The organism is Specibacter sp. AOP5-B1-6, assembly GCF_052376555.1.
Lineage (GTDB): Bacteria > Actinomycetota > Actinomycetes > Actinomycetales > Micrococcaceae > Specibacter.
Genome location: NZ_JBQSVT010000008.1, coordinates 23,897 through 47,781, shown reverse-complemented (window position 1 = coordinate 47,781; position 23,885 = coordinate 23,897). Strand labels below are relative to the sequence as shown.

Below are 23,885 nucleotides of genomic sequence, written 5' to 3'. Positions count from 1 at the left end.
GTGCCGCCAACAAGCGGCACGGCCGCGCAGGGGCAATCCGGCAAGGAATCCACGCCGCACCGCCGCTACGATCCCGACCGGCGGGGGAGCATCAGCGACGCGGCCCTGGACGTCATCGCGGAACACGGCGTGGCCGGGACAACGTACCGCAAGATTGCCGCGGCCGCCGGGGTGCCGCTGGGTTCCCTGACCTACCATTTTGAATCCCTGGATGAAATTCTCCAGGAAGCGTTCACTAAACTGGCCAACCACACGGCCGACGGTTTTGAGGCAGCCATGGCCGAGGCGGGCAATGCGGCGCAGGCACGGGCCGCCGTCGTCCGTCTGATCACCGGGGAACTCCTGAACGATCCCCGCAACATGGTGCTCTCCTACGAGCTGTACGCGCTCGCCGTCAGACGGCCCGAGCTGCGCCAGGTCACCGACGCGTGGATGGCGCGCAGCCGGGCGGCGGTCGGACGCTTTTTCGACCCGGCCACCACCATCATGCTCGACGCCCTCATTGAGGGGCTGACCATGCACCGGGCGCTGTCCCTGGCACCCATGCCCCGGCGCACTGTTGAAGAAGCCGTCAATCGAATTGTGGGGAAACCTTGAGCCTGAAAATGACCCAACGCGGCGATGTGCCCCGGACCGTGCGCCATGCGCGGCTGGCCGTGGCCGCACTGTTCCTGACCAACGGGGCGCTCTTTGCCAACCTGCTGCCCCGGTTTCCGGCGATCAAGGCATCCCTGGGTCTGAGCAATGCAGAGTTCGGCATTGCCGTGGCGGCCTTCCCGCTGGGTGCCCTGCTGGCCGGGCTGGCCGCCGGTGCCTTGATTCGCCGTTTCAGCTCGGGCCGTGTTGCGGTGGCCGGCACGGTCCTGACAGCGCTCGGGCTGGTGGCTGCCGGCCTGGCGCCGTCGGGCCTCTTGTTTGCGGTGGGGCTCAGCGCCGCCGGTGCCATGGACGCCATCACCGACGTGGCCCAAAACTCCCACGGGCTGCGGGTCCAAAAACTTTTTGGCCGTTCCATCCTGAACTCCTTCCACGCGGTGTGGAGCATGGGGGCCGTCGCCGGCGGTCTTATGGGGGCCGCGGCCGCGGGGCTGGGTGTTCCCGTCCAGCTCCACCTGCTCGTTTCCGGGATCTTGTTCGCCGCGGTGTCGCTGGGCTGCCTGCGCTTCCTGCTGTCCGGGCCGGAACCGCTGGAGGTTGTGGCGCCGGCTTCCCCTGCCAAGAACGAGGGCGGACCGGCACCGAAGACTCGCCGCTACGGGAAGTATGGGGTGCTTTTGGCGTTGGTGTTGATCGCGTCCGCCGGATCCCTCGTTGAAGATGCCGGCAACACCTGGGCGGCTGTGTACCTTGCGGGCGGGTTTGCGGCGTCCGCGTCGGTGGCCGGCCTGGGGTTTGTGGCGCTTGTCGGGGCGCAGTTCATCGGACGCCTGGCGGGTGACTCCCTGGTAGACAGGTTTGGCCAGCGCAGGGTCGCGCAGGCGGGCGGGCTGATTGTCGCCCTGGGCATGGGCCAGGCGCTGATGTTCCCGAGCATTGCCGGCACCATCGCGGGCTTTGCCGCCGCCGGCTTTGGCATTGCCACCCTGGTTCCAGCCGCCATGCATGCGGCGGACAATTTGCCCGGGCTGCGTGCGGGGACGGGGCTGGCGCTCGTGGGCTGGCTGATGCGCGTGAGCTTCCTGGTGTCCCCGCCCATAGTGGGCGCCGTCGCGGATACGTCATCCCTGCGAACGGGCCTGCTGGTGGTGCCGTTGGCAGGAGTGTTGGTCCTGGTCCTCTCGCCGGTCCTTTCGCCGGCACTGGCCAGCAAAACCGGCGCCCCGCAGGAGTGATTGGTCGGCAGTTGCGCCGCCTGTGCCCGGGAAGGCCGACACGCCGGACACTATCGACACGCCGCGCAAAATATTGTGACTAACTCCTCCACACCCTGTGGACAGCTGCGGGTTAATCCTTGATTTCCTGCGCTTTTAAATCCCCGGGCCTGTGGACGAACGGTGTATAAAATGACATACTTGTAATACACCATGTAGGGGTCGGCATCGATAGTCTGCACTACATGTAGTATCTATTACAGAATTCAAGTGGTTCCGAAGGAGCCGCTGGAACAGCTCGAACAGCTTGCGAGACCGTGACGTGAACCGTTGGTCCCACAGACAGCGAGTTAGCCGTTTCCGGCAGTCAGAATTAGCAATAAACAAAGGGGATCTCGATCATGACCGTCACGGTTTACACCAAACCCGCATGTGTCCAGTGCAACGCCACCTACCGCGCCTTGGACAAAAAGGGCATCACCTACAAGAGCGTGGACATCTCCACCGATCCGGAGGCCCTCGAGCACGTGCTCAGCCTGGGATACCAGCAGGCACCTGTTGTGATCACCGACGCCGACCACTGGTCAGGTTTCCGCCCGGACAAGATCGCCGAATTGGCTGCGGCCGTTGACGGCGCCGCGTCGAGCGTAGCGTAGTGGCCTGCAGGCTGCGGCCTGCGGAATCACCATAATTTCACGTGCGCACAGCGCACACGAGTGGGGCTGGCCAGTCAGACGGCCGGCCCCACAACCGCAAGTAAGAAGTTGGAAAGCGATTGTCATGTCAGCCGTTGCAGCAGAACCCGCTGTTGGTCAGATAGCCTCTCGGTACACCAGCAGCCGGTTGATTTATTTTTCATCAGCCTCCGACAACACTCACCGCTTCATTGTGAAGTTGGGCGTGGACGCGGCACGGCTGCCGGTATACACCTATGAAGAAACCCTTCTGGCCCAGGAACCCTTCGTTTTGGTTCTCCCCACCTACGGCGGGGAAAACCGGCAGGGCGCAGTGCCAAAACAGGTCATCAAATTCCTCAACGTAGCGGAAAATCGGAACCTGATCCGCGGCGTCATCGGCGCCGGGAACACAAATTTCGGCGAAACATATTGCCTCGCCGGCGACATCGTCGCCGAGAAGTGCAAAGTACAGCATTTATACCGTTTTGAACTGATGGGCACATCTGTTGATGTGGACCGCGTTCACGAAGGATTGGAAGAATTTTGGACACGATTGTCTCAGAACAAGACTCAGCAGTGAAGGCGTCCAAGGACATGCCTGCGGCATGGGAAGGCCTCGGCTACCACGAGCTCAACGCCATGTTGAACCTGTACAACGCCGACGGCGAAATCCAGTTTGATGCGGACCGCGCAGCTGCCCGCCAGTACTTCCTCCAGCACGTCAACAACAACACCGTGTTCTTCCATGACCTGGAAGAGAAGCTGGACTACCTGGTGAAGAACGAGTACTACGAGCGCGAGACGCTTGACCAGTACACGATGAACTTCATCCGCGACCTCTATAACCACGCGTACAAGAAGAAGTTCCGCTTCGAGACGTTCCTTGGCGCGTTCAAGTTCTACACGTCCTACACGCTGAAGACCTTTGATGGCAACCGTTTCCTGGAGCGCTACGAGGACCGCGTGTGCATGGTTGCCCTGCACCTGGCCCGCGGCAACGAGGAACTTGCCACCAAGATCGTTGATGAGGTCATCGAGGGCCGCTTCCAGCCGGCAACTCCCACCTTCCTCAACGCCGGCAAGGCGCAGCGCGGCGAGCTCGTCTCCTGCTTCCTGCTGCGCATCGAGGACAACATGGAGTCCATTGGCCGCTCCATCAACTCCGCACTGCAGCTGTCCAAGCGCGGCGGCGGCGTGGCATTCGCGCTGACCAACATCCGTGAAGTGGGCGCGCCCATCAAGCAGATCGAGAACCAGTCCTCCGGCGTCATCCCCGTGATGAAGCTCCTCGAAGACAGCTTCTCCTACGCCAACCAGCTCGGTGCCCGCCAGGGTGCAGGCGCCGTCTACCTGCACGCCCACCACCCCGACATCAACCGCTTCCTTGACACCAAGCGCGAGAACGCCGATGAGAAGGTCCGCATCAAGACCCTGTCACTGGGCGTTGTCATCCCCGACATCACCTTTGACCTGGCCAAGCGCGACGAGGACATGTACCTGTTCTCCCCGTACGACGTCGAAAAGGTCTACGGCATGCCGTTCTCCGACATCTCGGTCACCGAGAAGTACTACGAAATGGTGGACGACGCCCGAATCAAGAAGACCAAGATCAAGGCCCGCGAGTTCTTCCAGACGCTCGCCGAGATCCAGTTCGAGTCCGGCTACCCATACATCATGTTTGAAGACACGGTGAACCGCGAGAACCCCATCGAGGGCAAGATCATCATGAGCAACCTGTGCTCGGAGATCCTGCAGGTTTCACAGCCCACCACGTACAACGATGACCTCTCCTACGCCGACGTCGGCAAGGACATCTCCTGCAACCTTGGTTCGCTGAACATTGCCAAGGCCATGGATTCCCCCGACCTCGGAAACACCATCGAGACGGCCATCCGCACCCTCTCGGCAGTGTCCGACATGTCAAACATCACCAGCGTGCCGTCCATCGCCAAGGGCAACGACCAGTCGCATGCCATTGGTTTGGGTCAGATGAACCTGCACGGCTACCTTGCCCGTGAGCGCGTCCACTACGGCTCCGAAGAGGGCCTGGACTTCACCAACATCTACTTCTACACGGTGGTCTACCACGCAATCCGTGCGTCGAACCTGTTGGCCATCGAAACGGGCAGCACCTTCGCCGGCTTCGAGAATTCCAAGTACGCCAGCGGCGAGTTCTTCGACAAGTACACCGATGGTGAATGGGTTCCCCAGACCGAAAAGGTTGTGCAGATGTTCGACGGCGTGCACATCCCCACCCAGGAGGACTGGCGTGCGCTGAAGGCCTCTGTCGTGGAGCACGGCATCTACAACCAGAACCTGCAGGCTGTTCCGCCCACAGGTTCCATCAGCTACATCAACAACTCAACATCCTCGATCCACCCGATCGCGTCCATGATTGAGATCCGCAAGGAAGGCAAGCTGGGCCGCGTGTACTACCCGGCCCCGTACCTGACGAACGACAACGTCGAGTACTACAAGGACGCGTACGAGATCGGCTTTGAAAAGATCATCGACACCTACGCCGCTGCCACCCAGCACGTGGACCAGGGCCTGTCCCTGACGTTGTTCTTCAAGGACACCGCCACCACGCGTGACATCAACAAGGCGCAGATTTACGCCTGGCGCAAGGGCATCAAGACCATCTACTACATCCGTCTCCGCCAGCTCGCGCTGGAAGGGACCGAGGTTGAGGGTTGCGTCAGCTGCGCTTTGTAGTAGGAATTGTATCAAGTTAGCCTGTAGTTCCTGGGCTTGTTTGACCATAACTGAAGAGCACGACGGCGGTGAGTCCCGCCGTCGTGCCTTTGGCTTAAGATTGATTCGGCCCGCAAGGCCAGCAGGATTTACCCAAGGAGAGAAGTAGCGATGACACCGGAGAAGCTGAAGTTGGCGAGCCATGTGAAGGCCATCAACTGGAACCGCATTGAGGACGACAAGGACGTTGAAGTCTGGAACCGCCTGTGCAACAACTTTTGGCTGCCGGAGAAGGTGCCGCTGTCCAATGACGTCCAGTCCTGGGCCACGCTGACACCGGAAGAGCAGCTGCTCACCATGCGCGTGTTCACCGGCCTGACGCTGCTTGACACCCTGCAGGGCACGGTTGGCGCCGTCTCGCTGATCCCGGACGCCATCACCCAACACGAGGAAGCCGTCTACACGAACATTGCGTTCATGGAGTCCGTGCACGCCAAGAGCTACTCCTCGATCTTCTCCACGCTGGCGTCCACGAAGGAAATCGACGAGGCCTTCCGCTGGTCCGTTGAGAACGTGAACCTGCAGAAGAAGGCCCAGATCATCGAGTCGTACTACTACGGCGATGATCCGCTCAAGCGCAAGATTGCCTCCACCTTGCTGGAATCCTTCCTGTTCTACTCGGGCTTCTATCTGCCCATGTACTGGTCGTCACGGGCGAAGCTCACGAACACTGCCGACCTCATCCGCCTCATCATCCGCGACGAGGCCGTCCACGGTTACTACATTGGCTACAAGTACCAGAAGGGCCTGGAGAAGGTTTCCGAGGAGCGCCGCGAAGAGTTGAAGGCCTACACCTTCGAGCTCATGTATGAGCTGTACGAGAACGAGGTCCAGTACACGCACGACCTCTACGACCCCGTCGGCCTGGCCGAGGACGTCAAGAAGTTCCTGCACTACAACGCCAACAAGGCGCTCATGAACTTGGGCTACGAGGCCATGTTCCCGGCGGCCGTCACCGACGTGAATCCGGCCATCCTCTCGGCCCTGTCGCCGAACTCGGACGAGAACCACGACTTCTTCTCCGGCTCGGGTTCCTCCTACGTCATCGGCAAGGCAGTCAACACCGAAGACGACGACTGGGACTTCTAACTCCTTTCAACAGGACTGGACTCTGCACTCCGGGGTTCAAAACGCGCGCGGACGCGGCCCCCTGTGGCCGTGACCGCGCGCGTTTTTGCGGGGCGCCGTGTGTCGGCCATCGATCGTGCGGGAATGTGGTTAGCATTTCAGGATGGCTGAACTAGTTTCCCCACACACGAAATACCATGCGTCCTGGCTCGCGGGCGCGCTTGAATTCGATGGAGCGTGGCGAGACGGCAGCGGAGGCCAGGAGTGGAACCTTGACGAGCTCGCCGATCCGGCCACCTTCACCCGTTTTGTAGCTTGGCTCACCGCCGATGCCCTTCCGGAGACCCCTCGCAAGCCCGTGTACGTGCCTTGCACCTACGTGTGGATTGTCGACGGCGACAGGGTGCTTGGTTCCCTGGCCATCCGTCATGAACTCAACGACTTCCTCTTCAACGAAGGCGGGCACATCGGCTACAGCGTCCGGCCCTCGGCCCGGCGTCGTGGCCACGCCGCACAAGCCCTGAAAGACTCCCTGCCCATGGCCCGTGCATTGGGCATTGACGAGGTGCTGCTTACCTGCGATGAAGACAACGCAGGATCCCGGGCCACCATTGAAGGCAACGGCGGCCACTACGAGGACAGCCGCAACGGCAAGCGCCGCTACTGGATCAAAACCCGCCCATAGCTGAACCTCTCCGGACGGCCCGGGTCCTGCCCGGGTCCTGGCTGTGCGTTGCCGGGCACCGACCGCGAAATGCCGCCACTGCGACCAGCCCATGATGGTGTGGAGACCTTGATACCGTGGACTTCATGACTGAGCAGAGCGGCGGGAACGTCCCCGGGCCACCAGACGAAACGGCCCGCTTCATCCGGAACGCCGAGGCCATTGTGCGCCCCGGACATCTGGGCGGCATGCGTGATGCCGGCGACGCCTGGGTTGAGGGGGAGCAGGGCAAGTTCTGGGGCAGGTTCGGCTCGGCCGGGCTCTTGGTGTTCGACGCCGGACGGGGAGTCCTGCTGCAGCACCGGGCCATCTGGTCCCACCATGGCGGAACGTGGGGTCTCCCCGGCGGAGCCCTCCACGCAGGCGAGGGTGCCGTGGAGGGTGCCCTGCGGGAATCGTGGGAGGAGGCAGGGGTGCCGCGCGAAAACGTGGAACTGCTGTTCACTTCCGTCTTTGACGTCGGGTACTGGCGCTACACCACGGTGGCGGTGACCGCCGTCGAACCGTTTGAGGCAGTCATCAGCGACCCCGAAAGCCTGGCGCTGGAATGGGTGCCAGCGGAGGAGGTTGACCAACGCCCGCTGCACCCAGGTTTCGGCAAGGCATGGCCGGAGCTCCGTGCGCGGCTGGCTGAACATGCCTCATCGAGACGCCGCAGGACCATCCATAATTGCGAGGCTGCTCGCCCGGGAAGTTGAAGACGCTGTCTTGGACTTCCTGCCGGGCAGTTGTTCTCAGTCCTGGAAGAATCCGGAAACCACCACATGGATGCAGATCAGCTGCTTCGTGGCATCGACGACGGTCTTTTGCTGGATTTCATGGGACGAGCTTGACGACGTGGTGCGAAGGCAGACGGCGGCGTTCACTGCCGCCGACGCATCGGTCCAGGTCTCCGTCCGCCGGCTGGCTGCTTCCATTGGTCTCACCATCGCCTGGCATTCATAACTCCGGCGTCATTGTGTTGCCCCGGTCAGGGGTTGCCGTGACTGAGCGGCACGATGGATGATGGGGGCGTAACGCAAGCAATGGATGAGGTGTGACATGTCTTCCGACAGTGCTTCCACAGATGACAGTGCTTCCACTGATGAGGGCGCAGACCCGCAGCAGGCCGACCTCGGGCAAGCGCCCAACACCGGCACAATCATGAGCTTTGCCGCTCCTGTTTACACGGGTCAAGTGGCCATGGACTTGGCTGAGGCTGTTCGGAAGGTCAGTGACTACCTGGCCGCCCATGAAGATGTTTTTGCCGGCGGCCACTTCACCCATGAATCTTCACACTTCAGCGTTAGTGTCGCCAAGCCTGATGACCCTGCCGTCAACGGTTTGCATGACTTGATTGCGGCATTGGGACCGGTCCGCTCGCTGTTCAGCTTCGAAGTGGTTGAGAGGTCAACCATTGAACTGGACAAAATTCAGATGGCGATTGTCAACGAGTTCGCGATAGAGAGCCCTGCTGGTCGGATGCGCAAGGGAAGCCGCATTCAATCCGTAGGAAAGAGAGATTCACCCAGCCGGGTTACTGTGGAGCTCCTTCGTGATCCCGACGGGTTGCCACTTGCGGAGAACCCCGAGGCCCGGGCCGTCAATGCCAGATTTCCCGGCGCTGTGATGTTCAGGGAAGTTGATTGGCGAATCGTGCCCACCTCTTAGCAGCTGGCTAAGCAGGCAGTCGGCGGTGACGACGTGGCAAGCTGGCGACGTAGTATGAAATTTCCCCTACAGTCGCCAGCTTGCCACGCCCCGGGGTGGGCGGCCCCGACAAGTTCATCGCTGAGCTACCCCAGCCCCAGGATCTCCATGGTGCGCTGGCGCATGTCCATCTTGCGCACCTTGCCCGTGACGGTCATCGGGAACTCATCCACCACCAGCACATAGCGCGGGATCTTGTGCCGGGACAGGTGCCCCTCGCAGTACGCTGCAATGCCGGCCGCATCGAGCGGGGCCGCGCCGGGCTTCATCAGCAACCAGGCGCACAATTCCTCACCGTAGCGCTCATCCGGCACACCGATGACCTGCACGTCGGCAATGTCGGGGTGGTGGTACAGGAACTCCTCAATTTCGCGCGGGTACAGGTTTTCGCCGCCGCGGATCACCATGTCCTTGATGCGCCCCACAACGTTGACGTAGCCGTCGTCGTACATCACGGCAAGGTCCCCGGAGTGCATCCAGCGGTCGGGGTCAATCGCCGCCGCCGTCTTCTCAGGGTCGTTCCAGTACCCGAGCATGACCGAATATCCGCGCGTGCAAAACTCCCCGGGCGTGCCCCGCGGCACCGTCTCGCCGGTGCCGGGATCCACGATCTTCACCTCAAGGTGCGGGTGCACCCGGCCCACGGTCTCGGTCCGGTGCGCGACGTCGTCGTCCGTCAGCGTCTGCATCGACACCGGCGAGGTCTCCGTCATGCCGTACGCGATCGACACCTGCGACATGTTCATCTCCGTCATGCAGCGTTTCATGACTTCAACGGGGCAGGGCGAGCCGGCCATGATGCCGGTCCGCAGCGAGGACAGGTCGTAGGATGCGAAATCGGGCAGGTTTTGCTCGGCAATGAACATGGTGGGCACCCCGTACAGGGCCGTGCAGCGCTCCTCCTGCACCGCCCGCAGCGTGGCGGCCGGGTCGAAGGACGCCGCCGGAATTACGATGGCCGCACCGTGCGCCGTCGTACCGAGATTGCCCATGACCATGCCGAAGCAGTGGTAAAATGGCACCGGTATGCACACGCTGTCCTGCTCCGTGATCCCGATGGTCTCTGTCACAAAGTAGCCGTTGTTCAGGATGTTGCGGTGACTGAGCGTGGCGCCCTTGGGGTAGCCGGTGGTGCCCGAGGTGTACTGGATGTTGATGGGATCAGAGGCGTCCAGTGCCGCCATGGCATGTTCGACGGCGTCGGCCGGCAGGGCTTCTCCGCCCGCCACGAGCGCGTCCCAGGACGGCGTGCCGATGTAGACCGCCGCCGTGAGGTCGGGACACTCCGGCTGGACCTGCTCCACCATGGCCCGGTAATCGGAGCCCTTGAAACTCGGAGGGGCCACGATCATGGCCATGCCGGACTGCTGGACGGCGTATCTGAGCTCATGCACCCGGTAAGACGGGTTGACGTTGACCAGGATGGCGCCGATCTTGGCGGTGGCGTACTGCAGCAGCACCCACTCGGGCACATTGGGTGCCCAGATGCCCACCCTGTCGCCCCTGCCCACCCCGCCGGCGAGCAGGCCGCGGGCGAGGGCATCGACGTCGTCGTTCAGCTGGGCGTAGCTCCACCTGCGGCCGGACGGCTTGTCGATGAGGGCGTCGCGGTCCGGGAAGCGGGCGGCGGTGTTGGCGAAGTTGGCGCCAATGGTGTCGTCCAACAGCGGGGTGGAGGTGGTGCCTGACGTGAGGGAATCATGAACTTCGGTGGTCATGTGACGATGCTAATACGTCAATCAGTTAATGTGCACTAACTCACATCTTTAGTTTTTTGCGTGCCGTGCCCGCCGGAGCTTCTCCGGCCGGAATCCGCGTCCCACCAGGCGTGCTGTCCAGGGGCGTGCGGCCTTCGCGGCGAGCGTGGCAAGCCGTGCCTGCCATGCCGGCATCGAGTCGACGTCGGTCACCGCGGGATCGGCCAGCAGCCGGTGGACCCGCTGCTGCAGCGGCTGCATGAGGCGCACGGGCCATTCGCGCCGGCGCTGCACGCGCTGCATCGCATCGCCCGTGGGAGCTCCCGCGAGCAATGGCGGCGCGAGCAGCCGGGCGGCGGCCACGGCGTCCTGGACGGCATAGTTGACGCCCACGCCAAAGACGGGGCTCATCGCATGGGCCGCATCGCCAATGCACAGCAGCCCGGGCACGGACCATTGTTTCAGGCGGTCCAGCTGGACGGAAAGGAGCTTGACCTCCTCCCAGTCCTGCAGCGATTCCACCGCCGCCGTGAGGAAGGGGGCGCTGGTGCGGATGCGCTCCCGAAAGGCCGCCAGCCCCTCGGTCCGGATCCCGGCGAAGCTGCCCTTGGGGATGAGCATGCCCATTTGGTAGTAGCCGGTGCGCGGGATGGTGATGATCATGGTGCCGTTGCGCAGGTATCCCAACGTGTCAGGGGGAGGCATCGGGGGAGTGGGGAGGCGGAACCACAGCACGTCAATGGCAACACCGAGCGCCTCCGGGTGCAGGCCGCCGGCCGCCCGCACGGTGGAGCCCCGGCCGTCGGCCGCAACGGTCAGGTCCGCGGTGACCTGCAGCAGTCCTTCGGGCCCCTGCGCCAGTACGCCGGACACCGCAGTTCCGCTGCGGAGCAGGCCCGTCACTTCCGTGCCCAGCAAAAGATGGAAGTTTGCCAGGGTGCGTCCTTCCTCGGCAAGCAGGTCCAGGAAGTCCCACTGCGGCATGAGTGCGATCCGCTTGTTTGGCCCGCGCAGGGTGCCGAAGTTGACTGGGGTCAGCCGTGTCCCGCCCACCACAATGTCAAGGGTGGTGATGCTGCTTTGCTGAATCTGCAGGAACTTCCCGCGCAGGCCCAGTTGGTCGATCAGGTCCAGTGTGGACGGATGGATGGTGTCGCCGCGAAAATCCCGGAAGAAGTCTGTGTGCTTCTCCAGGATCGTGACGTCAACCCCCTTCCGGGCCAGCAGCAAGCCCAGCATCATGCCCGCGGGTCCGCCGCCGGCAATGGCGCATGTCGTCGTTGTTGCGCCGGTCAAGCCTGTCGCGCCTGCTTCTCCTGCTGTCGAACCTGCCGCCGTGTCAGTCATGTGAGCCTCCAGGGCCGTGCCGAATATGGGCTTGGCTTCGATGCTACGCCGGGCGACCGGGCCGCAACAGTGCCCGGGGGAGCAGGATCACCCTTGGCAGATTAGGGCAACCTTGCCTGTCTTCGATAGTATGGGCAAAGACTAATAGCGCAGAGTTCTGTGGCTATATTATTTTCTTACCCAGGGGGTAGTTGGCGCTCATGATGGAAAGCATCACCTCTCTGCCCTTTGCCTGGGCGTTTCTGACGTTGTTTGTCATCGTCATGCTGCGCTCGAATGCCACCTACTGGGCCGGCCGCGGCTTGGCCGCCGGCGGACGCAAGACCCGGCTGCAGAAACACCTCGATTCCCCGGCAGTTTTGCGCGCGGAAAAGATCATTGCCCGGTGGGGCGCCCCGGCCGTGAGCGTGAGCTTTTTGACCATCGGCGTCCAGACTGCCGTCAACATGTCAGCCGGGCTGGGCCGGATGCCCCTGCGCCGCTACATTCCCGCCACCGTCGTCGGCTCCATCGCCTGGGCCTGCATTTACGCAACCGTCGGTCTTGCCGCGTTTGAGGTTGCCCTTGCCGCAGCCGCCGGCTCGCCCCTGGCCTTGCTCGCACTGGTGCTGATGGCTGCACTCGTCGTTCTGGGCGTCCACCTGTACCGCGTTTCCCGCAGCCGCAGGCTTGACCGGAGCGCCCTGGAAGACTGCCCCGTCATGGGCCAGGAAGCTGTCGGTTCCGCGGTGCCCGAGGCGTAGCAGCCATTTGGGCTGCCGGACGCTCGTGCCGGTAGAGTCATAGCCATGCCGGAGACCACCACACGCACAGCTGTCGCAACCATGTCGTACTACCGCAACCTTGGCGGGAACCGCTACGAATCAACCATTCACGCCCAGGGTGCCTGGAACACACACGAACAGCACATGGCCCCCGTCACCGGCATCATGGTCCACGCCCTGGAGCAATTCCAGCCTCGTGCCGACATGCGCCTGGTCCGGATCAATTTCGATATTCTTGGCTTGATCCCGGCCGGTGAATTCAGCATTGAAACCACACTGCTGCGGCCAGGCAAAACCATTGAACTGTTGCAGGCCGAGCTGACGGCGGCGGGCCGGCCGGCAGTGCGGGCCACGGCCTGGCGCCTGCAGACCAATGACACGACGGCCGTTCAGGGGTACGAAGACGAACCCATGGGCAGCCTTGAGGACGCGGTCCCGTGGGATGGCATGACGATGTGGCCCGGCGGCTTCATCAAGACCCTGGAAGGCCGGGCGCTGCCCGAGCACCGGCCCGGCCGCGGGCAGGCCTGGCTGCACAGCCCCCACACCATGCTCGACGGCGGCGAACACTCATCGCCGCTGGTGCGCCTGCTGGGCCTGGCCGACAGTGCCAACGGCATCTCGGCCCGCATGGCACCCGTGCCCGGGGGCCACATGTTCCCCAACGTTGACCTCTCCCTCCATATTTATCGTGAACCCGTGGGCGAATGGCTCGGATTGGACACGCACGTGACCATCGGCGGCGACGGTGTTGGCTTGACCTCGTCGGTGCTCAACGACGTCAAGGGCCCCTTTGGCCGTGCCGAACAGATCCTGACAGTTCGTCCCATCCCGAACAGCCAGTGAGCCCTTTCCTCGCCCCGCGGCTGGAAGTCTGCAAACAACGAGTCAATCTCGGCGCTGAAGCAGACCTCAACCATGCCCTCGACCTGCTCGGTGACGTGAAGGCGGGCAAACAGGCAGACATGCTGCGCTTTTACCGACCGGAACCCACGGTGGCCTTTGGCCAGCGGGACACCAGGCTGGCCGGCTTTGCCAAGGCTGAGCAGGCGGCGCGGGAAAATAACTTTGTGCCGGCCGTGCGGCGTGCCGGCGGCAGGGCCGCTGCCTATCACCAGGGCACCTTGATTGTTGACCACATCCAGCGCGAGGACGACGCCATTGCCGGCGCCAAGGCGCGTTTTGGCTTCTTTGGTGACTTGTTTGCCCAGGCACTGCAGTCACTCGGCGTTGACGCAGGCGTGGGGGAAATCCCCGGCGAATACTGTCCCGGGGAATTCAGCGTCTACGGCACGGGCGGCGCGGCAGGCAGTGGAACAGGCGGCCTGACCGGGGGCACCGGCCCCGACGGACCAGGCGCGGCGGCCTCAAGCATCAAGCTGGTGGGCACCGCGCAGCGGGTCGTGGCGGGCGCGTGGCTGTTCAGTTCCGTCATTGTCGTTGAGAACTCGGCGCCCATCCGAAAGGTGCTGGTTGACACGTATGCCGCCCTCGGGCTCGATTGGGATCCTGCGACGGCTGGGGCCGTCGAAGACCTGGTCCCGGGGCTGACGGTGGACGACGTGGAAGCGGCAGTGTTGGCGGCCTACACACAGCACACACAGTTGGCACACCGATAAAGCCCGGCCCCTGCACCCGGTCCCGCAGCAGGCAATTGGCGCCCGCCAACCAATTCGGGCGCCAGTTGCCTGCAGTGGTGCTATACGGTTCTGGCGAGTGCGGCCAGCAGGTCCTTGGCGCGACGGTCCTGGTTCTCTGGGAGCATCTCATTGGTCAGGAAGGAAAAGCCAACGTTCTTTCCTGGCCAGGCGCCGTGGAGCCCGCCGCCGGCTCCGGAGTGGCCGAAGGCCGGGGCCACCGGGCCGTAGCTGCCCAACGGGTCGGCCAGTTCGTAGCCGAGGCCAAAGCGCAGCGGACGGTCGTTGACGGCGTCCACCCCCTCAGCCCAGGTCGTGGTTGCCGCTGCCAGGGCGGCAGCAGAGGCCAAGACAGGCTTGGGCGCGGCAAGCTGCGAATATAGGGAGGCCATGGCGTCGGCCGTGGCGATGCCGCCGCCGGACGCCATTTCTGCCCGGCGCATCCGCACCGAGTTGAACGGGTCCCCGGCCCCGGTGAGGCTCTGGCCGTACATGCGGTCCACGATCTTGCGCCTCTCCGGGTCCTGCAGAAACGTGCTGATGGCGTAGCTTTCCGAACGGAAGATGGTGGCCAGCCGGCCGTCGAGTTCCGGCGGCAGGCCAAGGTGGATCTCCAGGCCCAGCGGCTCTGCCACGAACTCCCGCACCAGCGTCCCGATGCCCTTGCCGGTCACCCGGAAGAACAGTTCGCCGGCCAGGAAACCATAGGTCAGCGCATGGTAGGCAACCTTGCTCCCAGGGTTCCACAGCGGCGCTTGTGCTGCCAGGACGGCGGCCTGGGCCCGGTTGTCGTATCGGAGCTCCTCGCCCGGTTCAGGATCGACATACACCAGCCCCACCGTGTGGCTCAGGAGCTGGGCCACCGTGACACTTTCCTTCCCGGCCGCGGCAAACTCCGGCCAATACGAGGCGACAGTCGCGGCCGGGTCCAGCAGTCCGCGGTCGGCCAGGACGGCGCCCACCGTGGCCACCACTCCCTTGGTGCCTGAAAACAGTACGGCCATGGTGTCGGCAGACCAGTCCGACGGCGGGGCCGCACCTTCCGCAGGGGTGCCGCCCTCGCGCACTGTCCGGCCGCCGTAGAAGCGGGCCAGCGGGGCCCCCTCGCGGTAGACGCAGAAGGCCATGCCACCCTGTGCCCGGCCCAGATGGGTCTCAAACACCTCGTGGAGGTGCCTGAATCCGGCGTCGAGCAGGCCGTCGTTGAAGGCAGCGGTGACAGGTGTTGTGCTCAAGTTCATCCTTAGAAGGTGGGGACGTTGGCGAGCAGTTCCTGGGTGTAGCTGTGCTGCGGATTGTCCAGGACCTCCTCGGTGGTGCCCAGGTCAACGATCTTGCCCTTTTGCAGTACTGCCAGTCGCTGGGAGATGTGCCGGGCCAGGGCGATGTTGTGCGTGACGAACAGCATCGACATCCCCGTTTCCAACTGCAAGGTGCGCAACAGGTCCAGGATGGAGGCCTGCACGGAAACATCAAGGGCGCTGGTGATTTCGTCACACACCAGCAGCGACGGGGCGTTGACCAGGGCCCGGGCGATGGCGGCGCGCTGCCGCTCACCGCCGCTGAGGTCCCCGGGGCGGCGGTCCATGTAGCTCCGGCCAAGACGCACCTGGTCCAACGCCTCGAGCACCATGGCACGGCGTTTCTTGCGGTCGCCGACACCTGACATCTGCAGCGGAACGGCCACTGAATCGGCAATGGTGCGCCGCGGGTTCAGCGAGGAAAATGGGCTCTGAAATACATACTGGATGCGGCCCCGGTCCTTGGCCGAACGTTGGTTTGTCCCCTTGGCCAGTTCGGTGCCAAAGAGATCGACGCTGCCTGAGTACCTGTCGTTCAGCCCGGCCACACAGCGGGACAACGTGGTCTTGCCTGAGCCCGACTCGCCCAACAGCATCATGGACTCGCCTTCCATCAGGTTGAAATTGATGCCGTCAAGGACCTTGTTGTCACCATAGGCCAAGGCGATGTCCCGCACCTGCAGCAACGGCACAGCCGCTTCGGCCTGTGCCGCCGCAGTCTCGGGCAGCAGTTTGGCGTCGTCCTTGCGGGGCGTCGCGGCGGTGGTGTCAGGGGTGCCCAGCGGCCCGGGCACCACAATGGCTTGTTCCCCTGTGATGGCCTCAACGTCTCCGACGCGGCGCCGCCCGGCCAGGTCAGGAACTGCCCGGAGCAGTTTGCGCGTGTAACGGTGGGCGGGGGAGAACAGCACCTGTCGTGCCGGTCCGTGCTCGACGATGTCACCCTCGAGCATGACGGCCACATCGTGGGCCACCGTGGCCACCACGGCCAGGTCATGGGTGATGTACAGCCCCGCCGTCTGGTGGCGTTGGGCCAGCTGGCCGATGGTGTCCAGGACAACTGCCTGGGTGGTGACGTCAAGGCCGGTGGTCGGTTCGTCCAACACAATGACTGACGGACGGCAGGCGAACGCCATGGCGATGCCAACGCGCTGCTGTTGGCCGCCGGAGAGCTGGTGCGGGTAGCGGCGCTGATAGGCGGTGTCATTGGCGAGTCCGACCTCGGTCAGGACTTCGGCAACACGTTCCCGGCATTCGGCGCCGGAGCTGCCGAAGTCGTGCACCCGCAACGTTTCCAGGATTTGCTCGCCAATGCGCATGGCCGGGTTCAGCGACAGCGCCGGGTCCTGGGGCACATAGGAGATTCGCCGGCCACGCAGGGTGCGCAACTGCTTTTCGGGCAGCTCCAGGATGTTCCCGGCGCCTGCCCCTTCCAATTCCACCGAACCGCCGGTCAGCTGGAGCCCCTGGCGGAAATGGCCCATGCAGGCCAGCCCGGCCGTGGTCTTGCCGGAACCGGATTCGCCGACAAGGGCCAGGATTTTTCCCGGCTCGAGGGCGAAGCTGATGCCGTGCAGGATCTCGGTCCCTGTCAGGGTGGAAACCCGCAGCTCGGAAGCTCGCAGGACGGTGTCGAGCTTTTCCTTCTCAATCACGGTGGTGCTCATGCTTGGTTCCCCACGTTCAGGTTGGCCGACGCCCGCGCCAGCGAGTCGGTCAGGAGGTTGGTGCCGACGGTCAGTACGGCAATGGCCAGGACCGGGAGGATGACCCCCCACGGCTGGACGACCAGGGCAATCCGGTTCTCATTGATCATCAGGCCCCAGTCCGCCGTCGGAGGCTGCATGCCCAGTCCCAGGAAGGACAGCGACGCGACGAAGCCGATGGAGTACGTCATGCGCAGGCCAAGTTCGACCATCAGGGGCCCGGTGATGTTTGGCAGCACTTCCGTGAGCAGGATCTTCCACTTGGGCACGGCATACATTTCGCTGGCGCGGATGTAGTCCTCGGTGATGACCGCGGCGGTGGCCGAGCGGGTCACCCGGGCAATGCGGGGGGCGTGGGTGACGCCGATGACGACCACCAGCACCCAGCCTTGGGGGCCGAGCACGGTAATGGCCAGCAGGGCAAAGACGAGCTGCGGCAGTGCCAGCAGCACGTCGTTGCCGCGCATGATCAGCCCGTCTGTCCGGCTGCCGGAGTAGGCGGCTGTCATGCCAACGATCACGCCGATGGCCATGCCCAGCAATGTTGCGAGGGCGGAGTAGACGATCAGGCGCATCCCGCCGTCCAGGAAGCGGGACCACACATCGCGGCCCAGGTTGTCGGTGCCGAAGAGGCCAACCGGGGTGAAGGGCCGGCCGGTGAACTCGGTGCTGGTCAGCCCCGTGATCCAGGGCAGGAGCACCGGTCCGAGCAGTGCGACGGCCAGGACCACGACGGTGAGGACCATCCCCACCTTGGCCTGGCGCTGGCGCATCATGCGGACGAACAGGTGGGGCGGGGATTTGAGTTCTTCGGGGGTTTCCAAGGGGGCTTCGACAATGCTCATCGTGCTGCCTCCGTGCGTAGTTTCGGATTGGTGAGGATTCCCACCATGTCTGCCAGCAGGTTCACCACAATGTAGGCGGCGGCAATGATGATGGACAATGCCTGAACCACCTGAACATCGCGGTTGGTGACGGCATCGACCAGTGCACTGCCCATGCCGGGGTACCGGAACAGGAACTCAATGACGACCACGCCACCGGCCATCCAGGCCAACTGGATCGCCACCACCTGGGCCACGGGGGCCAAGGCGTGGGGAATGGCGTGTTTGATGATGACATCGCGCTCGGGCACACCCTTCAGGCGGGCCATTTCAACGAAGCCCGAGTCCAGGACCTCCAGCATGGTGGCACGCATCATGCGCACGATGTACGGGGTGACCACCAATGTCAGTGTCAGGACCGGCAGGACCAGCTGGATGGGATAGTCCCAAACTGCTTCGCCGGGCGGGGCCATGGTCACCGAGGGGAAGATCTTGAACACGGACGTGGAGAACAATGCGATCAAGGCAATGCCGACAACGAACTCCGGCAGGGCTGCCAACACCAGGCTGATGGTGGTGGCGGTGTGGTCCAGCGCGCGGCCGCGCCTCAGCGCGGAAAACGTGCCGACGATGATGCCCACCGGAATGGCGACCACCGAGGCCAGGGCCATGAGCACCAGGGAGGCCTGGATGCGTTCGCCCAGCAGGTCGGAGACCGGACCGCCGGTGGCTGCCGAATAGCCGAGATCACCGGTGAGGAGACCGCCAATCCAGGTGAAGTAGCGCTGCCAGAGCGGATCATTGAGGTGCATCTGCTCGCGCAGGGCTTCCAAACGGGCGGGGGTGGCCTGCTGTCCCAGGATCGCCTGGGCAGGGTCCCCTGGCAGCAGCAGCGTGGCCACAAAGACGAGCAGGGAGACTGCGAAGAGGATGACGACACTGACCAGCAGCCTGCGGACAATCATTTTTGCTATCACTTGGAGACCCCAATCCAGACTCGGCGGAATTCATAGCCCGAGAGCGACATCCCGGTCTTGTTGGGGGTCAGGCCCGCCACGTAACGCTGGTACGCGTCCGCCTGGTTTGGGAAGCCCCAGATGATGTAGCCGCCGCGGTCGTAAAGGATTTCCTGGGCCTGGGTGATCAGGGAGTTGCGCGTGGCTTCGTCGAGCTCCGTTGCGGCTTGCTCGGCCAAGGCCAGAAATTCGGGATCATCCATGTGTGTTTCGTTGAATGGGGAAGTACTCGTCATGGAACTGCTGACCTGTGGCAGGAAGTTGCGGGTGTACCAGAAGTCCTGGGAAAAGGTCCAGGACAGGTAGTCGTCTCCGAAGAATGTGGTGGTGTCCACACGGCGGATCTTGACCCGAATGCCGGCCGCGGCAGCTTGCTGGGCAAAGACCTGGGCAGCTTCCACGGCACCGGACTGGATGGGTGCCGTCACCAGTTCGATGTCGATTCCATCGGGGTAGCCTGCCTCCGCCAGCAGCTTCTTGGCCTGCGGAATGTCCTGTGTACGTTGCGGCAGGCCCTTGGCATAGCCGGGGTCAAACGGAGCGAAGAGGTCGTTGCCAACGGTGCCGTTGCCGCTGAGCACCTGTTCGATCATCTGCGGACGGTCGACGGCCAGCCTGAACGCCTGGCGGACGCGGACGTCGTTAAAAGGCTCCTGGTCCACGCGCATGGTGAACGGCAGCCAGGCCCCGGTGGTCGAATTGAGGATGTCGATGCGCGGGTCGGCACCGATGACTTCCAGCAATGCCAGCGGAATCTGCCCGATGGCGTCAACCTGGGTGGAGAGCAGCGCGTTGATGAGGGCGTCGTCGTCGCTGAAGTTCAGGATGACGAGCTCATCCAGGTGCGGCTCGTTCTCACGCCAATAGTAGTCGTTGCGTGTGAAGACGCTTTGCCGGCCGGCGTCGAAGCTCTTGGCCTTGAACGGGCCGGTGCCGACGGGGTGCGCCGGGTCGTAGTCCGCCGGGACGATGCCCAGGGCGTATTGGCCCAGTGAGTCGTCGAAGGTTGCGGTTGGGGTGTTGAGCCGGAATTCCACCTCAAGGTCGTTCATGGCCACGACGTCGTCGAGAATGGCCAGGGCGGCGGCTCCGCTCTTGGGGTCCGTGGGGTCCATGACGCGGGCGAAACTGGCAACGACGTCCTTGGCTGTCATTGTACGGCCGTCGTGAAAACGGACACCGGGACGCAGCTTCACCGTCCAAACCAGGGCGGCGTCGTCAGCGGTTGCGCTCAGGGCAAGCAACGGCCGCAGCGCGAAATCCGCGTCGCGGTACAGCAGCGCCTCGTAGAGGTTCATCACCCGGGCAATGTCGGGGTTGTTGACGGGGGAGTGGGCGTCCAACGTGTCGGACGCGCCGCCGCCGGCCAGCCCGACGCGGAGGCTCCCGCCCTTGACCGGGGGGCCGCTGGGCGTGGGAATGGTCGAGGATTCACCGGAGCCGCAGGCACTCAGCAGGCCGCCAAGCCCGAGCACCACGCCGCCCAGAATTGTGCGGCGTGACAGTGCCGGTCCGGCCGGATAAGGCCGGTGCTTGTATGGTTCAGGGGAAATCAAGACAATCTCGTTTCGTTGAGGGGAGTGTCAAACGGAAATGGATCGGCCGCTCCAATCCGGAATGTCGGCAGAAAAGCTGCCGATGGCGCCGAGCACGGCGGCAGGGAACGGCACGGTGCCGCCGTCCCGGTGCACATGCAGGCCCATGATTTCCTCGGTGGCAACGAGCTGGCCGCCGGAGTGCATTTCGTGGGCCAGGTGGAGTTTTTTGGCAGCGGAAGAGGCGATTACGGTGGTGATTGAGAGCTCGACGCCGTCCCCCACCTCGCGGAGGTAGCGTACGTGCGCTTCCACGGTGTACAGGGATTGTCCGGTGGATTCGCGGTAGCCGGCGTCCATCCCGAGCTGGTCCATGGCGGAGGTCGTGGCGAAGCCGAATGCCAGCACGTAAAACGCTTCGGACATGTGCCCGTTGTAATCAATCCATTCCGGCAGGACCGTGCAGGTGTACGGGGCCAGGACCATCAGTTGCCGCCCTGCAGTTGTGCCAGGGCGCGTCGGATGGCGATGATGCCGGCGTCACGCGCGGAGATGAGCTCGTCAATGCTGCGGCCGGCGGCTTCTTCATCGCAACCGTCAATGACATCCTGGCGCAGTTTCTCGGTGAGCTCCGGGGCTTCCAATCGGGTCCACGGGGATTTCAGCGAGGGGCCGAAGTGGTCAAGCATGTGGGCCATCCCGCCCTGCCCGCCCGCCAGGTGGAAGGTCAGCATGGGGCCCTGGAGCGGCCAGCGCAGGCCGGGGCCGTCGGTGATGGCCAGGTCGATTTGCTCGACCGTCGCCTCGCCGTTGTCGACCATGTGCAGGGCCTCGCGCCAGAGCGCCTCCTGCAGCCGGTTGGCGATGAAGCCGGGAACTTCGCGGTCCATGGTGATCACCGACTTGCCGATGAAGTCGTACCATTGCGACGCCCACGCCACGGCTGCCGGGTCGGTGCCTTCGCCGCCGGCAACTTCCACCAGCGGGATCAGGTATGGCGGGTTGAACGGGTGGCCCACCACGAGCCGGGCGGGGCTGGCAGCACGCGTGTTCAGCTCTGACATGCCGTAGCCGGAGGTGGAGGAACCCACCACAACCCCGGGTGCAGCCGCCGCGTCGATGCGCGCCAGCAGGTCCAGCTTCAGGTCCAGGACCTCGGGGGCGCTCTCTTGGATGAAGCCGACGCCGGCCACGGCGTCCGCCAGTTCGGCGTGGACGCTCCAGTTGTCCTTGTCGGCGTTGGGTGCCAGGCCCAGTTCCGTCAGCGCCGGCCAGGCCGCTGCAATGAGACGGCCAAGCTTTGCCGCGGCGTCGGGGGCCGGGTCCCAGGCCTGCACGCGGAAGCCGCGGGAGAGGAAGTACGCGGCCCAGCCCCCGCCAATGGTGCCGATGCCCACGCAGGCGACCGTGTCGACGTCGTGCATGTTCGGGTAAGTGGTCATGCTCAGCCCTTTCTTTCGAGCTTGAGGATTTCGCGGGCCTCGTCGGGGGTCGCCACGGAGGCGCCAAGGTTGTGGACAATGTCAATGGCGCGCTCGGTCAGCTGGGCGTTAGTCGCCTTGACACCCTTGGAAAGGTAGAGATTGTCTTCCAGGCCGACCCGGACGTGGCCGCCAAGCAGCACCGATTGGGCCACCAACGGCAGCTGGTTGCGGCCGATTGCGAAGGACGTCCACTGGGCGCCGTCGGGCAGTAAATTGACCATCGCCTGGAGCAGGCCGGGGTCGACGGGGGCGCCATAGGGGATGCCCATGCACAGCTGGTACAGCGGTGGCGGCGCGATGAGGCCTTCCTCGACCATGACATTGGCGAACCACAGATTGCCGGTGTCAAAGATCTCCATTTCCGGCTTCACACCGAGTTCCTTGATGCGGGCGGCGCCCTCGCGAAGCATGTCGGGGGTGCTGACGTACAGCTGGCTGCCTTCGCCGAAGTTCAGTGAACCGCAGTCGATGGTGCAGATTTCCGGGCGCAGCTCCTCAACGTGGGCCAGGCGTTCCAGGCCGCTGACCAGGTCGGTGCCGGGCAGGTGCTCGGTCGGGTTGGCCGGGTCGATGAACAGGTCCCCGCCCATGCCTGCCGTGAGGTTGATGACGGGGTCGACGTCGGACTCCCGGACTTGGCGGACGACCTCGCGGTACAGCCCCACCTCACGCGAACCCTGCTTGGTTTTAGGGTCGCGGACGTGGATGTGGACCACCGAGGCGCCGGCGCGGGCAGCCGCAATGGCGTCCGCGGCAATCTCATCCGGGGTGACGGGGACGTGCTCGCTTCGGCCGGCCGTGTCTCCGGCCCCGGTCAGGGCGCAGGTGACGATAACTTTGCGGTTCATGGATGGACTCCTTGAGTTGTGGCTGGTGCAGCTGCTGCGCGGCTGATGATGGTGCGGTCGATGAAGCCATTGACCCGGGCCTGCATTTGTTCGGCTGTCAGGAAGCCGGTGAGGACTTTGATGCCCAGGCCGTCAATCAGGGCTGTGAGTTCGTCCGTGACGACCACAGGGTCGACGGCGGTGAAGTCCCCGGCAGCCTGCCCTGCCTGGATGATCTCCAAGATGGTGGACGCCCATCGGTCATAGCCTGCGGTGTGGGAGGCCAGTTCTTCGTCATTGACAGCCAGTCGGGACCAGGTCTGCAGCCAAATTGACCATTCGGCCCGTCCTTCCAGGCCGGCCGGCAGCTGCAGTTCCACCAGTCGCTTGAGATGTGTTGCCGGGTCCATGGTTTGCTGCAGCTCGACAGCCTGGCGGTCAAAGGCGAGCTTCACCGAGTAGTGCAGCGTCTCGGCAAAGACGGCCTGCTTGGTGGGGAAATAGTAGTGCACGGCTGCAGTGCTGACGCCGACTTCCGCGGCGATGTCTGAGATGCGGACGGTAGCGTAGCCACGTTCGGCAAACAGCCACCAGGCCTTTTCGACGATGGTCCTGCGCCGCTGTGCCTGGTTGTTGTCTTCCCCTCGATGCTTCGCGGGGAGCACCCGGTCCGGAGGGACGACCGCGGGGCCGGCACCGGTGTCGGACCCCGTGATCAGCCAGTTCGCGGTTACCCCGGTCACGGTGGCCAGACGGACTACCTCGTGCGGCAGCAGCCGGCGGATTCCCTTGAGGGATTTGGAAAGTTTGGGCTCGTCAACACCTATCAGGCGCGACACTTCACGCTGGGCCAGGCCCGAACTGCGAATGGCCTGGCGGGCACGCTCCGTCAGTCCGGACGCGGCATCTTGGTTAGTGGGCATGCTGCAACGTTAGTGAGGAGTTTGCGATTTTAGCAAGCAGTTGACCGGCAGCCAGTCAATTGTTGCGATAGTTTTACTTGAACTTTAGTGACCTGTGATAC

At 63.9% G+C, this 23,885-nt stretch carries 24 protein-coding genes; 12 read left to right on the top strand and 12 right to left on the bottom strand.

The genetic code is table 11. The annotated features are described in order from the left end of the window. The 8 genes from ACT3TS_RS05735 (at position 1) to ACT3TS_RS05700 (ending at position 7,732) form a co-directional block, all read left to right on the top strand. Complete coding sequence (locus ACT3TS_RS05735) at positions 1–597, top strand: TetR/AcrR family transcriptional regulator (protein WP_444530534.1); 597 nt, start codon at positions 1–3, stop codon at positions 595–597. A gap of 8 nt (positions 598–605) precedes the next feature. Then, complete coding sequence (locus tag ACT3TS_RS05730; protein ID WP_444530608.1) at positions 606–1,832, top strand: MFS transporter; 1,227 nt, start codon at positions 606–608, stop codon at positions 1,830–1,832. Between the two features lie 380 nt (positions 1,833–2,212). Then, positions 2,213–2,467 carry a glutaredoxin-like protein NrdH gene (gene nrdH / locus ACT3TS_RS05725; RefSeq protein ID WP_444530533.1) on the top strand — a complete coding sequence of 85 codons (255 nt, stop codon included), beginning with the start codon at positions 2,213–2,215 and terminating at the stop codon, positions 2,465–2,467. A gap of 124 nt (positions 2,468–2,591) precedes the next feature. Further along, positions 2,592–3,068 (top strand): class Ib ribonucleoside-diphosphate reductase assembly flavoprotein NrdI, encoded by a 477-nt coding sequence (gene nrdI, locus ACT3TS_RS05720; RefSeq protein WP_444530532.1) that lies wholly within the window; start codon positions 2,592–2,594, stop codon positions 3,066–3,068. Between the two features lie 14 nt (positions 3,069–3,082). Beyond that, positions 3,083–5,203 carry a class 1b ribonucleoside-diphosphate reductase subunit alpha gene (gene nrdE, locus ACT3TS_RS05715; RefSeq protein ID WP_444530607.1) on the top strand — a complete coding sequence of 707 codons (2,121 nt, stop codon included), beginning with the start codon at positions 3,083–3,085 and terminating at the stop codon, positions 5,201–5,203. Positions 5,204–5,353: 150 nt separating this feature from the next. Further along, positions 5,354–6,331, top strand: a complete 978-nt coding sequence (nrdF, locus tag ACT3TS_RS05710) for a class 1b ribonucleoside-diphosphate reductase subunit beta (RefSeq protein ID WP_444530531.1) — start codon at positions 5,354–5,356, stop codon at positions 6,329–6,331. A gap of 142 nt (positions 6,332–6,473) precedes the next feature. Next, complete coding sequence (locus ACT3TS_RS05705) at positions 6,474–6,995, top strand: GNAT family N-acetyltransferase (RefSeq protein ID WP_444530530.1); 522 nt, start codon at positions 6,474–6,476, stop codon at positions 6,993–6,995. A gap of 227 nt (positions 6,996–7,222) precedes the next feature. Beyond that, entirely contained in the window at positions 7,223–7,732 is a 510-nt protein-coding gene (locus tag ACT3TS_RS05700) for an NUDIX domain-containing protein (RefSeq protein WP_444530606.1), read from the top strand. A gap of 36 nt (positions 7,733–7,768) precedes the next feature. Here the strand turns inward: ACT3TS_RS05700 and ACT3TS_RS05695 are convergent, their stop codons facing one another. Continuing rightward, positions 7,769–7,951, bottom strand: coding sequence for a hypothetical protein (locus tag ACT3TS_RS05695; protein ID WP_444530529.1), 183 nt, complete (start codon positions 7,949–7,951; stop codon positions 7,769–7,771). Positions 7,952–8,177: 226 nt separating this feature from the next. On the opposite strand from ACT3TS_RS05695, the gene ACT3TS_RS05690 reads away from it, so the two are divergent. Continuing rightward, complete coding sequence (locus ACT3TS_RS05690; protein ID WP_444530528.1) at positions 8,178–8,684, top strand: hypothetical protein; 507 nt, start codon at positions 8,178–8,180, stop codon at positions 8,682–8,684. A 125-nt stretch (positions 8,685–8,809) separates the two neighbouring features. On the opposite strand, the gene ACT3TS_RS05685 is transcribed toward ACT3TS_RS05690, so the two are convergent. Both ACT3TS_RS05685 and ACT3TS_RS05680 read right to left on the bottom strand, forming a co-directional pair. Then, positions 8,810–10,441: an AMP-binding protein gene (locus ACT3TS_RS05685; RefSeq protein WP_444530527.1), complete on the bottom strand. Its 1,632-nt coding sequence runs from the start codon at positions 10,439–10,441 to the stop codon at positions 8,810–8,812. A 48-nt stretch (positions 10,442–10,489) separates the two neighbouring features. Continuing rightward, positions 10,490–11,767: an FAD-dependent oxidoreductase gene (locus ACT3TS_RS05680; RefSeq protein ID WP_444530526.1), complete on the bottom strand. Its 1,278-nt coding sequence runs from the start codon at positions 11,765–11,767 to the stop codon at positions 10,490–10,492. Between the two features lie 200 nt (positions 11,768–11,967). Here ACT3TS_RS05680 and ACT3TS_RS05675 point away from each other — a divergent pair, with 200 nt between their 5' ends. The 3 genes from ACT3TS_RS05675 to ACT3TS_RS05665 are packed head-to-tail and all read left to right on the top strand — an operon-like array spanning position 11,968 to position 14,150. Continuing rightward, positions 11,968–12,510: a DedA family protein gene (locus ACT3TS_RS05675; RefSeq protein WP_444530525.1), complete on the top strand. Its 543-nt coding sequence runs from the start codon at positions 11,968–11,970 to the stop codon at positions 12,508–12,510. A gap of 45 nt (positions 12,511–12,555) precedes the next feature. Then, positions 12,556–13,377 carry a thioesterase family protein gene (locus tag ACT3TS_RS05670; protein ID WP_444530524.1) on the top strand — a complete coding sequence of 274 codons (822 nt, stop codon included), beginning with the start codon at positions 12,556–12,558 and terminating at the stop codon, positions 13,375–13,377. Then, complete coding sequence (locus ACT3TS_RS05665) at positions 13,374–14,150, top strand: lipoate--protein ligase family protein (protein ID WP_444530523.1); 777 nt, start codon at positions 13,374–13,376, stop codon at positions 14,148–14,150. Before ACT3TS_RS05670 ends, ACT3TS_RS05665 begins: the two co-directional genes overlap by 4 nt. An 80-nt stretch (positions 14,151–14,230) precedes the next feature. Here ACT3TS_RS05665 and ACT3TS_RS05660 read toward each other — a convergent pair whose 3' ends face one another. From ACT3TS_RS05660 to ACT3TS_RS05620, 9 genes are read right to left on the bottom strand one after another with little or no spacing between them, the layout of a single operon-like run. After that, positions 14,231–15,403: a serine hydrolase domain-containing protein gene (locus tag ACT3TS_RS05660; RefSeq protein WP_444530522.1), complete on the bottom strand. Its 1,173-nt coding sequence runs from the start codon at positions 15,401–15,403 to the stop codon at positions 14,231–14,233. Between the two features lie 8 nt (positions 15,404–15,411). Continuing rightward, the gene (locus ACT3TS_RS05655; protein ID WP_444530521.1) at positions 15,412–17,136 is read right to left on the bottom strand and encodes an ABC transporter ATP-binding protein; all 1,725 of its coding nucleotides are present in this window, start codon (positions 17,134–17,136) and stop codon (positions 15,412–15,414) included. After that, the gene (locus ACT3TS_RS05650) at positions 17,133–18,020 is read right to left on the bottom strand and encodes an ABC transporter permease (RefSeq protein WP_444530520.1); all 888 of its coding nucleotides are present in this window, start codon (positions 18,018–18,020) and stop codon (positions 17,133–17,135) included. Before ACT3TS_RS05650 ends, ACT3TS_RS05655 begins: the two co-directional genes overlap by 4 nt. Next, positions 18,017–18,964: an ABC transporter permease gene (locus ACT3TS_RS05645; RefSeq protein WP_444530605.1), complete on the bottom strand. Its 948-nt coding sequence runs from the start codon at positions 18,962–18,964 to the stop codon at positions 18,017–18,019. The genes ACT3TS_RS05650 and ACT3TS_RS05645 overlap by 4 nt, the downstream gene beginning before the upstream one ends. A gap of 8 nt (positions 18,965–18,972) precedes the next feature. Then, complete coding sequence (locus ACT3TS_RS05640) at positions 18,973–20,571, bottom strand: ABC transporter substrate-binding protein (RefSeq protein WP_444530519.1); 1,599 nt, start codon at positions 20,569–20,571, stop codon at positions 18,973–18,975. 27 nt (positions 20,572–20,598) lie between these two features. Beyond that, positions 20,599–20,976 carry a thioesterase family protein gene (locus ACT3TS_RS05635; RefSeq protein WP_444530518.1) on the bottom strand — a complete coding sequence of 126 codons (378 nt, stop codon included), beginning with the start codon at positions 20,974–20,976 and terminating at the stop codon, positions 20,599–20,601. Positions 20,977–21,035: 59 nt separating this feature from the next. Beyond that, positions 21,036–21,992, bottom strand: a complete 957-nt coding sequence (locus ACT3TS_RS05630) for a 3-hydroxyacyl-CoA dehydrogenase NAD-binding domain-containing protein (protein ID WP_444530517.1) — start codon at positions 21,990–21,992, stop codon at positions 21,036–21,038. 2 nt (positions 21,993–21,994) lie between these two features. Beyond that, entirely contained in the window at positions 21,995–22,882 is an 888-nt protein-coding gene (locus ACT3TS_RS05625) for a 3-keto-5-aminohexanoate cleavage protein (protein WP_444530516.1), read from the bottom strand. Next, positions 22,879–23,784, bottom strand: coding sequence for a TetR family transcriptional regulator C-terminal domain-containing protein (locus tag ACT3TS_RS05620; RefSeq protein WP_444530515.1), 906 nt, complete (start codon positions 23,782–23,784; stop codon positions 22,879–22,881). Before ACT3TS_RS05620 ends, ACT3TS_RS05625 begins: the two co-directional genes overlap by 4 nt. Positions 23,785–23,885: the final 101 nt, after the last annotated feature.

Excerpts from the sequence above, each read along its gene's own strand:
- ACT3TS_RS05730 (WP_444530608.1), top strand. The coding sequence starts at position 606 with ATGACCCAACGCGGCGATGTGCCCCGGACCGTGCGCCATGCGCGGCTG.
- nrdH (WP_444530533.1), top strand. The coding sequence starts at position 2,213 with ATGACCGTCACGGTTTACACCAAACCCGCATGTGTCCAGTGCAACGCC.
- nrdI (WP_444530532.1), top strand. The coding sequence starts at position 2,592 with ATGTCAGCCGTTGCAGCAGAACCCGCTGTTGGTCAGATAGCCTCTCGG.
- nrdE (WP_444530607.1), top strand. The coding sequence starts at position 3,083 with ATGCCTGCGGCATGGGAAGGCCTCGGCTACCACGAGCTCAACGCCATG.
- nrdF (WP_444530531.1), top strand. The coding sequence starts at position 5,354 with ATGACACCGGAGAAGCTGAAGTTGGCGAGCCATGTGAAGGCCATCAAC.
- ACT3TS_RS05705 (WP_444530530.1), top strand. The coding sequence starts at position 6,474 with ATGGCTGAACTAGTTTCCCCACACACGAAATACCATGCGTCCTGGCTC.
- ACT3TS_RS05700 (WP_444530606.1), top strand. The coding sequence starts at position 7,223 with ATGCGTGATGCCGGCGACGCCTGGGTTGAGGGGGAGCAGGGCAAGTTC.
- ACT3TS_RS05695 (WP_444530529.1), bottom strand. The coding sequence starts at position 7,951 with ATGGAAGCAGCCAGCCGGCGGACGGAGACCTGGACCGATGCGTCGGCG.
- ACT3TS_RS05690 (WP_444530528.1), top strand. The coding sequence starts at position 8,178 with ATGAGCTTTGCCGCTCCTGTTTACACGGGTCAAGTGGCCATGGACTTG.
- ACT3TS_RS05685 (WP_444530527.1), bottom strand. The coding sequence starts at position 10,441 with ATGACCACCGAAGTTCATGATTCCCTCACGTCAGGCACCACCTCCACC.
- ACT3TS_RS05680 (WP_444530526.1), bottom strand. The coding sequence starts at position 11,767 with ATGACTGACACGGCGGCAGGTTCGACAGCAGGAGAAGCAGGCGCGACA.
- ACT3TS_RS05675 (WP_444530525.1), top strand. The coding sequence starts at position 11,968 with ATGATGGAAAGCATCACCTCTCTGCCCTTTGCCTGGGCGTTTCTGACG.
- ACT3TS_RS05670 (WP_444530524.1), top strand. The coding sequence starts at position 12,556 with ATGCCGGAGACCACCACACGCACAGCTGTCGCAACCATGTCGTACTAC.
- ACT3TS_RS05655 (WP_444530521.1), bottom strand. The coding sequence starts at position 17,136 with ATGAGCACCACCGTGATTGAGAAGGAAAAGCTCGACACCGTCCTGCGA.
- ACT3TS_RS05650 (WP_444530520.1), bottom strand. The coding sequence starts at position 18,020 with ATGAGCATTGTCGAAGCCCCCTTGGAAACCCCCGAAGAACTCAAATCC.
- ACT3TS_RS05645 (WP_444530605.1), bottom strand. The coding sequence starts at position 18,964 with ATGATTGTCCGCAGGCTGCTGGTCAGTGTCGTCATCCTCTTCGCAGTC.
- ACT3TS_RS05635 (WP_444530518.1), bottom strand. The coding sequence starts at position 20,976 with ATGTCCGAAGCGTTTTACGTGCTGGCATTCGGCTTCGCCACGACCTCC.
- ACT3TS_RS05630 (WP_444530517.1), bottom strand. The coding sequence starts at position 21,992 with ATGACCACTTACCCGAACATGCACGACGTCGACACGGTCGCCTGCGTG.
- ACT3TS_RS05625 (WP_444530516.1), bottom strand. The coding sequence starts at position 22,882 with ATGAACCGCAAAGTTATCGTCACCTGCGCCCTGACCGGGGCCGGAGAC.
- ACT3TS_RS05620 (WP_444530515.1), bottom strand. The coding sequence starts at position 23,784 with ATGCCCACTAACCAAGATGCCGCGTCCGGACTGACGGAGCGTGCCCGC.